The organism is Rhodococcus sp. B50 (genome assembly GCF_013602415.1).
Classification (GTDB): domain Bacteria; phylum Actinomycetota; class Actinomycetes; order Mycobacteriales; family Mycobacteriaceae; genus Rhodococcus.
The window spans coordinates 3,617,190-3,631,253 of record NZ_WPAG02000002.1; the positions used below are offsets into that span (position 1 = coordinate 3,617,190).

The 14,064-nt window shown below is 67.9% G+C and carries 15 protein-coding genes; 7 read left to right on the forward strand and 8 right to left on the reverse strand.

From position 1 onward, the window contains the following. Nucleotides 1–2: 2 nt before the first annotated feature. Nucleotides 3–1,304 (reverse strand): MFS transporter, encoded by a 1,302-nt coding sequence (locus GON09_RS17020; RefSeq protein WP_213932808.1) that lies wholly within the window; start codon nucleotides 1,302–1,304, stop codon nucleotides 3–5. A 191-nt stretch (nucleotides 1,305–1,495) separates the two neighbouring features. Here GON09_RS17020 and GON09_RS17025 point away from each other — a divergent pair, with 191 nt between their 5' ends. The 3 genes from GON09_RS17025 (at nucleotide 1,496) to GON09_RS17035 (ending at nucleotide 4,424) form a co-directional block, all read left to right on the forward strand. Further along, nucleotides 1,496–2,302: a CPBP family intramembrane glutamic endopeptidase gene (locus tag GON09_RS17025; RefSeq protein WP_213932809.1), complete on the forward strand. Its 807-nt coding sequence runs from the start codon at nucleotides 1,496–1,498 to the stop codon at nucleotides 2,300–2,302. Nucleotides 2,303–2,465: 163 nt separating this feature from the next. Next, nucleotides 2,466–3,737: an LCP family protein gene (locus GON09_RS17030; protein ID WP_441347327.1), complete on the forward strand. Its 1,272-nt coding sequence runs from the start codon at nucleotides 2,466–2,468 to the stop codon at nucleotides 3,735–3,737. 126 nt (nucleotides 3,738–3,863) lie between these two features. Beyond that, a complete protein-coding gene (locus tag GON09_RS17035) occupies nucleotides 3,864–4,424 on the forward strand; it encodes a ferritin (RefSeq protein WP_213932810.1) in 561 nt (186 codons plus the stop codon). Nucleotides 4,425–4,523: 99 nt separating this feature from the next. Here the strand turns inward: GON09_RS17035 and GON09_RS17040 are convergent, their stop codons facing one another. The 4 genes from GON09_RS17040 to GON09_RS17055 form a co-directional block, all read right to left on the reverse strand. Beyond that, entirely contained in the window at nucleotides 4,524–5,441 is a 918-nt protein-coding gene (locus GON09_RS17040) for a DUF5926 family protein (protein ID WP_213932811.1), read from the reverse strand. A gap of 88 nt (nucleotides 5,442–5,529) precedes the next feature. After that, a complete protein-coding gene (locus GON09_RS17045; RefSeq protein WP_213932812.1) occupies nucleotides 5,530–6,303 on the reverse strand; it encodes a glycerophosphodiester phosphodiesterase in 774 nt (257 codons plus the stop codon). After that, nucleotides 6,300–7,361 carry a DUF4328 domain-containing protein gene (locus GON09_RS17050; RefSeq protein ID WP_213932813.1) on the reverse strand — a complete coding sequence of 354 codons (1,062 nt, stop codon included), beginning with the start codon at nucleotides 7,359–7,361 and terminating at the stop codon, nucleotides 6,300–6,302. The genes GON09_RS17045 and GON09_RS17050 overlap by 4 nt, the downstream gene beginning before the upstream one ends. Continuing rightward, nucleotides 7,361–7,687 carry a rhodanese-like domain-containing protein gene (locus tag GON09_RS17055; protein ID WP_213934501.1) on the reverse strand — a complete coding sequence of 109 codons (327 nt, stop codon included), beginning with the start codon at nucleotides 7,685–7,687 and terminating at the stop codon, nucleotides 7,361–7,363. Before GON09_RS17055 ends, GON09_RS17050 begins: the two co-directional genes overlap by 1 nt. A 259-nt stretch (nucleotides 7,688–7,946) precedes the next feature. Between GON09_RS17055 and GON09_RS17060 the strand changes: the two genes are divergently transcribed. After that, on the forward strand, nucleotides 7,947–8,882 hold the full coding sequence (locus GON09_RS17060; protein ID WP_213932814.1) for an LLM class F420-dependent oxidoreductase: 936 nt from the start codon (nucleotides 7,947–7,949) through the stop codon (nucleotides 8,880–8,882). A gap of 22 nt (nucleotides 8,883–8,904) precedes the next feature. On the opposite strand, the gene GON09_RS17065 is transcribed toward GON09_RS17060, so the two are convergent. From GON09_RS17065 to GON09_RS17075, 3 genes are all read right to left on the reverse strand, one after another. Beyond that, the gene (locus GON09_RS17065) at nucleotides 8,905–9,495 is read right to left on the reverse strand and encodes an Rv1733c family protein (RefSeq protein ID WP_244865544.1); all 591 of its coding nucleotides are present in this window, start codon (nucleotides 9,493–9,495) and stop codon (nucleotides 8,905–8,907) included. A 141-nt stretch (nucleotides 9,496–9,636) separates the two neighbouring features. Continuing rightward, entirely contained in the window at nucleotides 9,637–10,305 is a 669-nt protein-coding gene (gene msrA, locus GON09_RS17070; protein WP_213932815.1) for a peptide-methionine (S)-S-oxide reductase MsrA, read from the reverse strand. Between the two features lie 9 nt (nucleotides 10,306–10,314). After that, complete coding sequence (locus tag GON09_RS17075; RefSeq protein WP_213934503.1) at nucleotides 10,315–11,409, reverse strand: acyltransferase family protein; 1,095 nt, start codon at nucleotides 11,407–11,409, stop codon at nucleotides 10,315–10,317. Nucleotides 11,410–11,706: 297 nt separating this feature from the next. On the opposite strand from GON09_RS17075, the gene GON09_RS17080 reads away from it, so the two are divergent. The 3 genes from GON09_RS17080 (at nucleotide 11,707) to GON09_RS17090 (ending at nucleotide 13,996) form a co-directional block, all read left to right on the forward strand. Next, nucleotides 11,707–12,330, forward strand: a complete 624-nt coding sequence (locus GON09_RS17080) for a superoxide dismutase (RefSeq protein WP_026002841.1) — start codon at nucleotides 11,707–11,709, stop codon at nucleotides 12,328–12,330. A 170-nt stretch (nucleotides 12,331–12,500) separates the two neighbouring features. After that, a complete protein-coding gene (locus tag GON09_RS17085; RefSeq protein ID WP_213932816.1) occupies nucleotides 12,501–13,034 on the forward strand; it encodes a peptidase in 534 nt (177 codons plus the stop codon). 257 nt (nucleotides 13,035–13,291) lie between these two features. After that, the gene (locus GON09_RS17090) at nucleotides 13,292–13,996 is read left to right on the forward strand and encodes a TMEM165/GDT1 family protein (RefSeq protein ID WP_244865545.1); all 705 of its coding nucleotides are present in this window, start codon (nucleotides 13,292–13,294) and stop codon (nucleotides 13,994–13,996) included. Nucleotides 13,997–14,064 lie beyond the last annotated feature (68 nt).

Sequence of the window (14,064 nt, forward strand, 5' to 3'; positions counted from 1 at the left end):
GATCAGACCTTCTGCAGATCGATACCCTTCGTCTCCTTCATGATCAGCGCCGCGATGCCGGTCGCAACACACAGCGCCATGATGTAGACCCCGAAGACCCAACCGATGTCCCAGCCGGTCAGCAGCTGGTTCAGATAGGGCGCGGTGCCACCGAAGACCGCCACCGAGAAGGAGTACGCGAACCCGATGGCCTGGGTACGCAGGCGGGTCGGGAAGCTCTCCGAGAGGGTGCACGACAGGATCGCGCCCGGGATCGACACGATGAGCAGGGCGAGGGTGGTCGCGACGAGCAGCGTCCACCCGGACGACGTGATCATCGACGTCAACGGGATCTGCAACGCGAACATGAGGACGGCGAAGCCGCCGAGCATGGGACGCCGGCCGATCCGGTCGGAGAGCAGACCCCAGAAGGGCAGCGACACCAGCGCGATCACCTGAGCGATGACGAGCATCCAGTAGGCGGTGTCGGCGTCCATCCCCTTCTGCGTGATCGCGTAGGTCGACACGTACGAGGTCCACGTGTAGTGCGCGGCCGTGACACCCGAGGTCATACCGATCATCAGCAGAATCGCGCGCACGACCACCTTGCGGGGGATGCGCGGTTCGTCGACCCGGGCCTCCTGCTGGTCGAAGACCTCGCTCTCCTCCATGCTGCGTCGCAGGTAGAGGGCGAACAGGGCCAGGAAGAAGCCGAGGAGGAACGGCACGCGCCATCCCCACTCACCCACCGCGCTCTCGGAGAGAGTCGAGGTGACCGCTCCACCGATCGTGTACGCGAGCACGGAACCGCCGAAGATGGCGACGAAGGCGACACTGCCCCACATGCCCCGGCGATGTGCCGGCGCGATCTCACTGACGTACGAGTAGGCGGTCGCCGACTCGCCACCGTGCGCGAAGCCCTGCACCACGCGGGCGAGCAGCAGGAGCAGCGACGCCCACACACCGATCGACGAGTAGGTCGGCATGAGTCCGATGACGAGGCTGCCGCCGGCCATCATGAGCATGGTCGTGACGAGGACGAACTTGCGCCCGCGCTTGTCGGCGATGCGGCCGAACACGATGCCGCCGAGCGGGCGCATCAGGAATCCGACGGCGAAGACCGCGAGCGTGGACAGCAGCGCCGAGACCGGATTGTCGCTGTTGAACATGGCTGCGGCGATGAACGGAGCGAACACCGCGTAGGCGCTCCACTCGTACCACTCCAGGATGTTACCGACGGAGCTGGCGAGAAGAGACTTTTTCTTCGATGCAAGAGTCACCGAAGTTGTTGCAGCGGAATTCTTCTCAGGTGATTCGATGTTCATGTCCCTACTTCCGGGTCGCAGATTTCCCCTCGGCCCACAGGCCCCTATCCGCACCCGAGCGATCGATCGGTCGGGCGTTGTGAAGTGTGATGGGTCACAAGGGTGGCTGTCAAATTGGACACGTCACCCACGAGGGTGGGTCACCTGCCACTGCGAAGGACCCGAGCGCACGGTCCGGCACAATCGCTCCGGTGACGACCCTCCGCGACTGGCTGCGGCCCGCCTCCCGCAACCCCGAGCCGCCCCTCGACCCTGCCGAGCGCCGAGCGCTGTGGATCGAGATCACCATCGTCCTGCTCGTCACCTTCGGCCTGAGCGGGATCTCGTCGATCCTGTCGCTGGCCGAGGCGGCGCTGGCACCGGAACCGCTGTCGGACCAGACGGTGGCCCTGAACACGCCGCGCTCGTCGCAGGGGTTCATCGATCTCGCCCGGCAACTCCTCGGCATCGTGCGATTGCTCGCCTGGGGCGCCCTCGGCCTGTACCTGCTGTGGCGGAGCGGCGTCGGTCCGAGGCTCGCAGGTCTCGCCCGGCCCGGTCTGCGCCGCGATCTGCTGCCCGGCGTGGGTCTGGCCGCGCTGATCGGACTCCCCGGCCTCGCGTTGTACCTGGTGGCGCGCGCCGCCGGCCTGAACCTGACGGTCGCGCCGAGCCTGCTCGAGGACTACTGGTGGCGGTTGCCCACCGAGGTGCTGTGGGCGATCGCCAACTCCGGCGCGGAAGAGATCCTGGTCGTCGCCTATCTCCTCACCCGTCTGCGGCAGCTCGGCTGGTCGGAGAACTCGTCGCTGCTCGCCTCCGCGCTGCTTCGCGGCAGCTATCACCTCTACCAAGGCATCGGCGGCGGGTTCGGCAACGTGGTCATGGGCCTGGTGTTCGGGCGGTACTGGCAGCGAACCGGCCGGTTGTGGCCGCTCGTGATCGCCCACGCTCTCATCGACACCGTCGCCTTCGTCGGCTACCAAGCACTGAGGGGCCACGTCTCCTGGCTGCCCTGAACGTAGAGTTGTCCGGGTGAACGGCGACCCTCGCGACCCTCGGAACCGGCCGCGGCCTCCGCAGGGACCTCCCCCGCAGGGCCCTCCTCCCGGGCGGCCCGCACCTCGCGGTGCCGTGCCGCCGAATCGTTCCGGCGGCGTGCCACCGCGTCGCCCCGACGCCATGCCACCGCGTCGCCCCGACGCCATGCCACCGTCCCCCGAGGGCACTCAGGTTCTCCGGCGCGACGGCCGACCACAGTCACCGCAGGCGTGGTCGCAGGCGCCCGCACCGACCTACCGGCCCGCCCGGACTCCCCGACAGGACCGGCAGCAACCGCCGCCGCAGCAGCAACGCCGCGAGTGGGCCCGGACGCAACGACCCGAACGGTTCGCCGAACCTGCCCCGAACCGGCGACCGCCGCGTGGGAACACACCCCCGCCCGCTCCTCCTCGACGTCCCGCGGCCCCGCCGTCGCGGCCTGCACCGCGACGTCCGCTCGGTGCCCGGCGCATCCTGCGGCGACTGGCGATCGCCGCGGTCGTGCTCGTCGTCGCGATGGGTGCGAGCGTGGTCTACCTCGACGGCAAGCTCGCGCGCGTCGATGCGCTGGCCGACTACGACGGTCGCGTCGGCGACACTCCCGGCACGAACTGGTTGCTCGTCGGCTCCGACAGCCGGGTGGGCCTCACTCCCGAGCAGGAACAAGAACTCGCGACCGGCGGGGAGGTCGGCGCCGACCGCACCGACACCGTCCTGCTCGTCCACATCCCGCCCGGTGGGGGCGCGACGACGATGGTCTCCCTGCCCCGCGACTCCTACGTGAGCGTGCCGGGCTTCGGTCAGGACAAACTCAACGCGTCCTTCGCGCTGGGCGGGCCGCAACTGCTCGTGCAGACGGTCGAGGGCGCCACCGGAGTGCACATCGACCACTACGCCGAGATCGGCTTCGGCGGGTTCGCGTCGATCGTCGACGCGGTCGGCGGGGTAGACATCTGCGTGCCCTACCCGATCGACGACCCGCTCGCCGGGCTCAGGCTCGAAGCCGGATGTCAGGAATTGAACGGACCGCAAGCTCTGGGTTTCGTGCGCACGCGCGCGACCCCGCTCGCCGATCTGGACCGGATGAACAACCAGCGTCTGTTCCTCTCGGCGCTGCTGAGCAAGGCGACGAGCCCCGGCACCTTCCTGAACCCGTTCCGGGCGTGGTCGCTGATGTCCGGTGCGGCCGGGTCGGTGCGGGTCGACGACGGCGACCACCTGTGGAATCTGGCGCGACTCGCGTGGGCGATGCGCGGCGAGACGGTCACCACCACGGTTCCGGTGGGCGGATTCGACGACGTCTACGGCATCGGCAACGTCCTGCTGTGGGACCGTGAGCGTGCCGTTCCGTTCTTCGGAGCGATCTCGGAGGGCGACCCGATTCCGCCCGATCTTCTCGCGCCGGCCCCTTGACACGGCTCCCGGAAGAGATCTCGATCTTGGGCAAGGCTGTCCGAATTTTCCGTAGGGTAGCCGACGCTGTGAAGTCCAAGGGTAGCCAATGCTTGGATGAAAAGCCCGCTGACCTGCATTAATGTCATGATCATGACGACGATGGGCGACATGACCAAGACCAAGTTCCACACCCTGCTGCACGACCAGATCCGCCACGAGTTCACGGCGTCGCATCAGTACATCGCCATCGCGGTCTTCTACGACAACACCGATCTCCCGCAGCTGGCCAAGCACTTCTACGCGCAGGCCGTCGAGGAGCGCAACCACGCCATGATGATCGTCCAGTACTTCCTGGACCGCGACATGGCCGTCGACCTCACGGGAGTCGACGCGGTGCAGTCGATGTTCGAGGAGGCCCGCGAACCGATCGCGCTGGCCCTCGCCCAGGAGAAGAAGGTCACCGAGCAGATCGTCGAACTCGCCCGCACCGCACGCGACGAGGGCGACTATCTCGGCGAGCAGTTCATGCAGTGGTTCCTGCAGGAACAGGTCGAGGAGGTCGCGACGATGACGACCCTGCTGACCGTGGCCGATCGTGCAGGCGCCAATCTCTTCAACCTCGAGGACTTCGTGGCCCGCGAGCTGAATTCGAAGGCGAGCGAGCCGCGGGGCAATGCCCCGCTCGCCGCCGGCGGCGCCATCTGATCGTTTCTCCATCCGGGGGCAGCCCACCCGGAACGACGAAGGCCACCTCCTGCGGGAGGTGGCCTTCGTACTCGTGCCGGAAGGTCGGCGTAGACAGGGTCAGCGCAGGGTGACCTGACGGCTACGCAGACCGTCGCGCGACCGTCGTTCGGCGGCGGTGAGCGGTTCGTCCACAGCCAGGGCCTCGTCGAGACGCTGTCCGAACTCGATGGTCGGGGCGACCCATTCGTCCGGGTGCTTGTCGCGGTCGAGATCGAACACCGGCACCAGCAGGCCGTGGGTACGGAACGAACCGGCGAACCGCGATCCCTCACCGAGGTGCAGGCCACCGGCGGCGTGCACGCGCGACAATGCCGCCATCAGCGCGTCCTCGTCCTCGGGTCGCACCCACCGCAGGTGTGCCTTCTCGCCCGGATCGACCCACCACGCGCCACGGAGGCCGTCGCCCTCGAGCCGCGCCGACGGCAGCACGGCCTCGTTCGCGTGCTTGACGGTGTGTGCGATCTCGGCGCTCGGTTCGACACCCGCCGGGATCCACCAGTCGAAGTCGTTGTGGACGGTGATCGCCGGCACGACCGCCGGGTCGATCAGGTCCGCGAGCGACGGGGTGTCGTCGTCGACATTCGCGACCTGCAGCGACGATCCCGGCTCGGCCGTGTGCGCCCAGTGCAGGGCCGCGGCCAGTTCGCCCGCCGGGTCGGGGCCGAAGCCGGCGGCGAGCTGCAGGCCGACGTACGCGACCGGCGCACCGTCCTCCTCGCGGACCAGTGCCGCCACCCCGCCGGGAAGGATGGTCGCGCCCACGACGCGGCGGCCGTCCTCGGCTGTGGGCAGCTCCGCGAGGGCCGACGGCACGAACTCGCGCAGTGCCACGAGATCGCATTCGAAGGCGAGTCCTTCGAAGGGCCGGGACGTCGCGGCGGTCGCCGCTTCCCGCTCGAGCCGGCGCTGCTCGAGCTTCGCGGCGCGATTGCTGCCGGGCTTGGGTCCGCTGTTTCTCTTGCTCTTCTTGGCCACGGCGCCAACCTACACGCCGGCCTGTGCCGCGATGCCGAGGTCGCGGGTCACACCGCGAGGTCGAGGTAGCGCGGGTCGCGGCGCGTGCTCACCGATCGAAGGCGGCGTCGAGCTGCAGCTTGGTACGGCCCGGGTGGTTCGTGGCGACCCACTCGACACCCAGCTCACGGCACAACTCGACGTCGGCGGGGTCGTCGACGGTCCAGCAGTACGTGGCCCGGCCGGACAGGGCTGCCCGGTCGACGAGGTCGCGGTGCTCGCGCAACGTCGCGATCGACGGCCCCACGGCGGTCGCGCCCACCGTGGTGGCTGCGCTCCCCCGCAGGTAGCGCGAGGTCTCCCCCAGCAGCACGGTGGGCAGCAACGGCGCGGCCCGGCGGATGCGCCAGACGGCACCGGCCGCGAACGACATCACCACCACCCGGGAGAAGTCGGCGGAGGCCGGGGTCGCGAGACCGAATCGGGCGAGCTCGGCGAGCAGTTTGCTCTCGACGAGGCCGCCGTACCGGACGGGATGCTTGGTCTCGACGAAGATCTTCACCGGGACGCTCGTGAAGTCCATGACGAGTTCGAGCAGTTGCCGCAGGGTGAGCAGGTCGGCGGGTTCGCCGGGCCGTCCGTAGTCGAACTGTGCGAGCTCGTCGAGGGTCATCTCGCTGACCACACCGGTGCCGTTCGACGTCCGGTCGATCGTGCGGTCGTGCACGCACACCAGGTGACCGTCGCGGGTGAGCCGCACATCGCATTCGACGCCGTCGGCGCCTTCCTTCAACGCGAGTTCGTACGCCCCGATCGTGTGTTCGGGGAGCGCTGCCGACGCGCCGCGATGCGCGACGACCCGTGGATGCGCACTGCGGGTCACGGCGCCACCGCCTCGGCGCGCTCCTCGTTCTCCACTCGCTCCGCAGATCCGGCGTGCTCTTCCCGAGTGTCGGCGTCGGCGTGCTCCCGTTCGCGGGCGACGGCCGCGGGGACGATCGGTGCGATCGGCGACGAGGCCGGGCCGGTCGCGTGGGTGAACCGGCGCCGGCGCAGCGGCCGTCCCCACAGATCGGCATCGTCGAACAGGCGCAGCACGTGAAGGGTCGCGAGCGCGACGACCGCCCCGAGCGCCGCGAGAACGGCGGTGAACAGGACACCGTCGGCACGGGCCTGCAGCGTGTCGTGCTGACGCCACGCGAGGAGCGCCACGACGAGCACACCGTTGACCACCCACAACACCCACCAGGTGCGGATTGCGCGGAGCAACCGGGGGTCGCGGTCGGCGATCTCGGTCAGGAACAGACCGGGCATCGCCAGGTTGAGGCCGGGAACGACGAGCCCCGCCAGGACGGACAGCGGCGAACGCGAGTCGGCGAGACCGTGCTCGGCGTAGACGCGCCGGCGCAGGTCGATCAGGCGGAGTCCGGACGCGACCGCCGCCGCCAGTGCCACGACCGGACCGACGACCTGGGTCGCCCACACCGCCGCATCCGACACCGCGAGCACGAGCGGGTCGACGAGCCGGGTTCGGTTGAACAGCAGCACCCCGTACCGGACGGCCTCTGCGACCGCCGCGAGACCGAAGACGACGGCGGTACCGACGAGCAGCGTCGGTGCGAGGTCGGCGGCGGTTTCGGCGCGGTCGGGCACCTCGTGGTCGTCGGCCGGGAGCGGATCGAGCAGTCCCCAGCGCGGCATCTCGCGGTAGGACGGTGTCCCGGAATCCGAGCGTTGCTGCGGCCGCGACTTCTGTTCGGTCGCGGGAAGACCACCCGCGGGGCGCGCGACCCAGCGGAAGTTGCGGCGCGAGGGAGGAACCGACCCGTCGGGGGCGACGGGTGAGAGCAGCACACCACGGCAGGCCGGGCACCACTGCCGCGGCTGATAGGTCACGGGCCAGCGATTCTCACAGCGCACACAGATCTGATAGGCCGACATCAATAGATCTTCGCCGGTTCGTCACGCTCGGAGACGAGCGGAAATCCGTGCTTCTGCCATGCCACCATGCCGCCCGCCACCTGGAAGGTGTCGTACCCGAGGCGGGCCAGGTACTCGACCGCTCCGAGGGAGCGGCCGCCCTGCCTGCAGATCACGTAGATCTCGGCGTCGGGGTCGAGTTCCTCGATACGGGCGGGCACGTCGGCGAGCGGAATGTGCAGCGCGCCGGGGGCGTGTCCGAGCTCCCATTCGTCGTCCTCACGGACGTCGAGGAGGACGACCTCGTCGCCGAGTTCGGGTACCAGGTCGACCGACACGGTGGGCACGTCGGAAAAGCTCACGTCTCAATAGTGGCACGCGCCGTGAACCGAGGTGGGTGTGGTCGTACCGATCCGGCTCTGCCGGTGGGACCTGCGGGCTCGCCACCGTGCTCCCCACCAACCCCATCCGCTGGAGTTATCCACAGTTTCCACAGGTTCATCAACAGGTCTATCCATGCATGGACAATCACACTCGAGACATCTCACAGTGGACAGGCGCCACACCGGTACACCACGCCACGTCCGACGCTGAAATGATCGGTTCATGGAATTGCGCATCTTCACCGAACCCCAGCAGGGCGCCACGTACGACGACCTCCTTGCCGTCGCGCAGACCGCGGAACGACTCGGCTACGGCGCGTTCTTCCGCTCCGACCACTATCTCGCCATGAACGCCGAGGGCCTGCCCGGGCCCACGGACGCGTGGATCACCCTTGCGGGTCTGGCCCGCGACACCTCGACGATCCGCCTCGGCACGCTCGTCACCTCGGCGACCTTCCGGTATCCCGGGCCGCTCGCGATCTCCGTCGCGCAGGTCGACGCCATGAGCGGCGGACGCGTCGACTTCGGCTTCGGCGCCGGCTGGTTCGACGAGGAGCACCTCGCCTACGGCATCCCCTTCCCCGAGCTGAAGACGCGGTTCGATCGTCTCGAGGAATATCTCGCGGTCATCACCGGCCTGTGGGACACGCCGGTGGGCGAGACCTTCTCGTACGAGGGCGAGCACGTGCGGATCGAGAAGTCCCCGGCGCTGCCCAAGCCGCACCAGCGTCCCCACCCGCCGATCGTCATGGGCGGCGCGGGCAAGAAGCGCACGCCGGCACTGGCGGCGCGCTACGCCGACGAGTTCAACGTGCCGTTCAAGTCGCTGAACGAGACGAAGGTGCTGTTCGAGCGTGTACGCTCGGCCTGCCGGGAGGCCGGACGCGACCCCGGGGAACTGACCTACTCGAACGCATTCGTGCTGTGCTGCGGCCGGGACGAGGACGAGATCGCGCGTCGTGCGGCACGCATCGGCCGCGAGGTCGACGAGCTGCGTGAGAACGGCCTGGCGGGAACGCCGCAGGAATTGATCGACAAGATCCGCACCTTCGCCGAGGCCGGAACGCAGCGCATCTACCTGCAGGTCCTCGATCTCGCCGACCTCGAGCACCTCGAACTGGTAGCGAGCGAGGTCATGCCCGCGGTGACGGAGCTGTAGCGGAATCGGTGATTCCCGCTGCTCAGTGGCTGCTGGTGGAGCCGAGGAACGCTTCGATGTCCCGGCTCCACTCGCGGCTGCGCCGCACCTCGAGCCGCCAGTGCGCGAGCGCGAACAGTCCGCCCACGGCGGCGGACGAGAACGTCCAGAGCGACACCCCTGACAGCACCGCGGTGAACTTCGCGGCGGAGGGGGTCAGCGGGGGCTGCGTGTATTCGCCGGAGCTCGCATCGACCCAGACGGGGACCTCGCTGCCCGCGGTCGCGAGGCTGTCGACCTGAACGAGGGCGTGACGCGTCTCATCGCCCCAACCCCAGGTCGCGGGGGCGGAGGCGACCTTCACGGTCTCACCCCAGCCGGAGGAATCGCTCAATGCGTCGGCGTCGAGGACTGCCGTCACGCCGACGCGTTCGGCGTTCTGCTTCTCGGAGAGTTCGAGCTGGGAACCCCACATGGTGGCCGAGACCCACACCGCGACGGGGATCAAGAGCGCCATCACGGCGACCATCAGGGTGAAGCAGCGCGCCTCGAGCCGGTCGGTACGACGCACGAGCGGATCCCGCCTGCGCAGACTTCGCCGTGTGCGCCGCAGATACCCCGCTCTGGTCGTCATGTCGGCAAGCCGTCCCTTTCCCCCTCTGGAATGATCCCTTTTTCCAGGATGCGTCCGCTTTCGGGGAAGTTCAAGGAACGTCAACGCATCTCACACTCGCGACGCGAGCGGGGATGTGATGCGCGACACCGCCGGGCGCCGTCAGGCGCCGAGACCCACCGGGCAGCTCACTCCGGTGGCATGTACGGGGCAGTACCCGTTGGGGTTCTTCGCGAGGTACTGCTGGTGGTAGTCCTCGGCGTAGTAGAACTGCGTCAGCGGTGCGATCTCCGTGGTGATTTCCCCGTATCCGGCATCGGCCAGACGCTCACCGAAGGCTTCGGCGGTGGCCTCGGCAACCTCGATCTGTGTCTCGTCGTATGTGTAGATCGCCGACCGGTACTGCGTGCCGTGGTCGTTGCCCTGGCGCATGCCCTGGGTGGGATCGTGGTTCTCCCAGAACTGCTGCAGGATGCGGTCGTACCCGATCACCTTCGGGTCGAAGACGACGAGCACCACCTCGGTGTGCCCGGTCCGGCCGGAGCACACCTCCTCGTAGGTGGGGTTGGGGGTGTAGCCGCCGGAATATCCGGCCGCCGTCGAATGAACGCCGTCGAGCTGCCAGAACTCCTTCTCGGCGCCCCAGAAACAACCCATACCGACGACTGCGGTCTGCAGGCCTTCGGGGAACGGGGGAACGATGCGATTACCGTTGACGTAGTGGGTCTCGGGGACGGGAAGCGGCTCGGCGCGACCGGGGAGTGCGTCCTCGCGCCCCACCATCTGCGACTTCGAACCTGCACGGGCGAGGATCTCGTCGAACCAGGACATGACCCGATGCTACGCGCGTGTCGGAGTGGCAGTCCGTTCGTCGGAGGCGACCTGCTTCGGCGTCAGCCAGCGGTTCTTGATCCACTGCGCGGCCGGGACCTCGACGGAGCGGTACAGCACTTCGGCGACGAGACCGCAGCCGATCAGGAGGAGCACGATCGCCGTGGTCGTGCCGACGATGCCGACGGTGTTCTCGTAGATCCGGTACATCACGAGCGTGTGGGTCAGGTAGATGCAGTAGCTGCGGGTCGCGACCCAGGAGATGACCCGCGAACGCGCGAACCGACCGTCGTACCGCGCGACCAGCACGACCGCCGCGAAGACCACCGTCACCGTCCACAGGTAGCGGCTGCCCGACCAGTAGACGTTGATGTCCGTGGCCATCACGATCACCGCGATCTGCGCAAACAGCGCCGCCAGCAGTGCGCGAAGCGAGATCAGGCCCGCCCAGCCGAAGTACACGATCTGCCCGAGGAACAGGGTCGGCAGGGTCGACGCGATCTTCGACAGGAACGGCACCGTGTACGGCTCGGGCACGTACAGGTTGTAGAGGAGCACGAGCATGCACAGCACGGCACCGAGCATCGGCACCGCCACCGGAGCCGTCCGCAACAGCGACCGTCCCGCCACGCACCACAGGTAGAAGGAGATCTGCGCGGCGAGTGTCCACACCACGCCGAGCACGATCACCTGCGGTTTCAAGAAGAACGCCCCGAGGAAGAAGGACAGGAACGCCTCGGAGACGGACACGGTGGTGTGGCCGCTGAAGGTGCCGTTGATGCCCAGCCACACGAGCACGACCGCGGTCAGGATCGACACCCAGAAGGCCGGCAGGAGCCGCGCGGCCCGGGCGATCAGGAACTTCCCCCGGTCCTGACGGATCGCGGACCGGCTGACGAGCATGCCCGTGAGCATCATGAAGGCCGTCACGCCGACGGACGACAGGTGCTGATTGAGCCCCGCACCCTCGACGAGCACCTCGTACGTGAGGTCGATGCCCCACCAGCCCGTACCGAGGTCGTCGATCAGGTAGAAGGCGATGTGGGAGTAGAGCACGGCCGCGACCGCGACGAACCGGACGACGTCGACGCCCGGGAGGTCCACACGCGGTGCCTCGGCCCCGCGTGTCGGTTCGTTCAGGAAGGGCCGAAACACGCGCCAATGTTAAGGTCCCGTTCACGCGCCGGTTGCCGACGGTCCTATCGTCCGACCGTTTCCCCTGGTGAGAGCTGTTTTCCGGAAGCATCTCCTGCTGCGGGTGCTCTACGACACAATCGGGGTCCGGCCGTGTCCGCATTACGGCGAATGTTGCGGACGGTGTAGTTATGGGTTTGGGTGGAAACCCGAAAAGGTACGGAATAACTGCACGGGCCGGACGGCCCGGTGAAGAAGGGACCCTTCGTGGCTGAATACACACTTCCGGACTTGCCCTACGACTACGCAGCGCTCGAGCCGCACATCTCGGCGAAGATCATGGAGCTGCACCACTCGAAGCACCACGCCACCTACGTCGCCGGTGCGAACACCGCCCTCGAGAAGTTGGCCGAGGCCCGCGACAACGGCACCATGGCGGCGCAGGCGACCAAGCTCGAGAAGGACCTCGCCTTCCACCTGGGTGGTCACACCAACCACTCCGTCTTCTGGAACAACCTCTCCCCGGAGGGTGGCGACAAGCCCGAGGGTGAGCTCGCTGCTGCGATCGACGACGCCTTCGGTTCGTTCGACAAGTTCCGCGATCACTTCTCCGCGAACGCGAACTCCATCCAGGGTTCCGGCTGGTCGATCCTCGCGTGGGATTCGATCGGACAGCGTCTGCTCATCGTCCAGCTGTACGACCAGCAGGGCAACATCCCGATCGGCCTGACCCCGCTGCTCATGCTCGACATGTGGGAGCACGCCTTCTACCTGCAGTACCAGAACGTCAAGGCCGACTACGTCAAGGCCTTCTGGAACATCGTCAACTGGGCCGACGTGCAGGCTCGCTTCGAGCGCGCCCGCACCGCCACCTCCGGTCTGATCGTCTAGTACCGATCGGGCACAGGTCGCGAGACCGACAACGAGGGCGCCGGGACACCGGCGCCCTTCGTCGTCTCGGGGTTCGGATCGTCGGTCCCCTCTGCTGGCACTCGACACCCCTTGTGTGCCAATGGAGAAAACGGGCATTCTCCCCTTACCGACCGAGAGGGAGGAGTGGGATGAACGCCGAGGAACACAGCCGTATCGAGCTGTCCGCATTCCAGTCCGACGGGTCGCTGCGAGGTTTCGTCGTCTCGGGCAGATGGCCCGCGACCACCCGTGAATGGGCCCAGGTGCTGGCGATGACAGTGCGGATCGCGTCGCTGCCGGGGTTGCTGCCCACCTCGACGGTGTTCGGGGTGAAAGAGGAGCTGCCCGAGAACCCCGAACCCGGGACGGTCGGCCTCGTCGTGGCCGAAGGTCCGGTGCTCGGGGAGCGCGCCGTGCAGCCCGGGCGATTCGCGGAGCATCAGCCGCCGGCGCTGATCATGTTGCATCCACCCTCGGAGACGACGCCGTCGTTGCCGGAGAATGCCGGCGCCGCTTCGGGCTGCGTGCTCCTCCCCGGGATCCCGCATCTCGGGCTCGAGCATCGCGCGGCGTGGGTCGAGGCCGAACCGGACGGCACAGTGACGGCGCTGGTCAGCAAGGTGGGAGTCGATCCGGGCAACGATCCCGACACCGCGATTCTGGCCATGCTGCTCGCTTCGTGAGGTCGCCCTGAAGAGGAGAGTTCGGTTCTCCGAAAGTTAGCATTGCCTTTACAGAATTCGGTTTGCCGAGCTAACGTTGTCGCCGACGAAGGGGAGTAGCCCCCAATCGCAGGGTCGACATACTGGCGGCGCCCGACACGGCGACGCCCGGCCCTACGGACCGGAGCACCTTCCGGTGGGCGAGACCTTCGGCCGCTCGACGCACCGTGCGTCCGGCGTCCGGAGGAAGCCCCGTTTCCTCCCTACGAAAGGAGGAAATGCCTGTGTGGTCCGCTCTCGTCCTGTCCTTCGCGGTCATCTTCGTCGCCGAACTCGGCGACAAGTCCCAGCTCATGGCGATGACCTTCGCGCTGCGATATCGCTGGTGGGTCGTCCTGTCCGGGATCCTGTTCGCCACGACCGCGGTCCACCTCGTCTCCGTGGCCGTCGGGCATTATCTGGGTGTCGCGATCCCCGCGACCGCGATCTCGATCGTCGGCGGCATCGCCTTCCTGATCTTCGGCGCGTGGACGCTGCGCGGCGACTCCCTCGACGACGACGAGCAGTCCAAGGCCGGACGCGTCGCGCGGTCCGCCTTCCTCGCGGTGACCTCGGCGTTCTTCCTCGCCGAACTCGGCGACAAGACGATGCTCGCCACCATCACCCTCGCGACCGACAACAACTGGGCCGGGGTGTGGATCGGATCCACGATCGGCATGGTCGCCGCCGACGCGCTGGCCATCATCGCCGGCGCCGTGCTGGGCCGGCACCTTCCCGAGAACGCCATCCGTTTCGGCGCTGCCGCATTGTTCTTCGGCTTCGGTGCGTGGATGCTCGGCGACGGCCTGTTCCCGGAGGCCGATGCCGTAGGACCGATCGCCGGAGCCGTGGCCCTGCTGCTGTCCGTCGGCGCGATCGCGGTGATGCGCCTGCGCGCGCGTCGCGTCGCCGAAGACGAGTCGCCGGCCCTGATGCGGCCCTGATCACCCCTTTCGAACAGTGCGCCCCCTCCGAACAGGAGTATGCTTGCCGATAGGCAAATAAATTCGGA

Coding starts and splice junctions, on each gene's coding strand:
- GON09_RS17090 (WP_244865545.1), top strand. CDS start 13,292: ATGCCTGTGTGGTCCGCTCTCGTCCTGTCCTTCGCGGTCATCTTCGTC.
- GON09_RS17050 (WP_213932813.1), bottom strand. CDS start 7,361: ATGTCGGCCTATCAGATCTGTGTGCGCTGTGAGAATCGCTGGCCCGTG.
- msrA (WP_213932815.1), bottom strand. CDS start 10,305: ATGTCCTGGTTCGACGAGATCCTCGCCCGTGCAGGTTCGAAGTCGCAG.
- GON09_RS17065 (WP_244865544.1), bottom strand. CDS start 9,495: ATGACGACCAGAGCGGGGTATCTGCGGCGCACACGGCGAAGTCTGCGC.
- GON09_RS17060 (WP_213932814.1), top strand. CDS start 7,947: ATGGAATTGCGCATCTTCACCGAACCCCAGCAGGGCGCCACGTACGAC.
- GON09_RS17020 (WP_213932808.1), bottom strand. CDS start 1,304: ATGAACATCGAATCACCTGAGAAGAATTCCGCTGCAACAACTTCGGTG.
- GON09_RS17030 (WP_441347327.1), top strand. CDS start 2,466: ATGCCACCGCGTCGCCCCGACGCCATGCCACCGTCCCCCGAGGGCACT.
- GON09_RS17035 (WP_213932810.1), top strand. CDS start 3,864: ATGATCATGACGACGATGGGCGACATGACCAAGACCAAGTTCCACACC.
- GON09_RS17085 (WP_213932816.1), top strand. CDS start 12,501: ATGAACGCCGAGGAACACAGCCGTATCGAGCTGTCCGCATTCCAGTCC.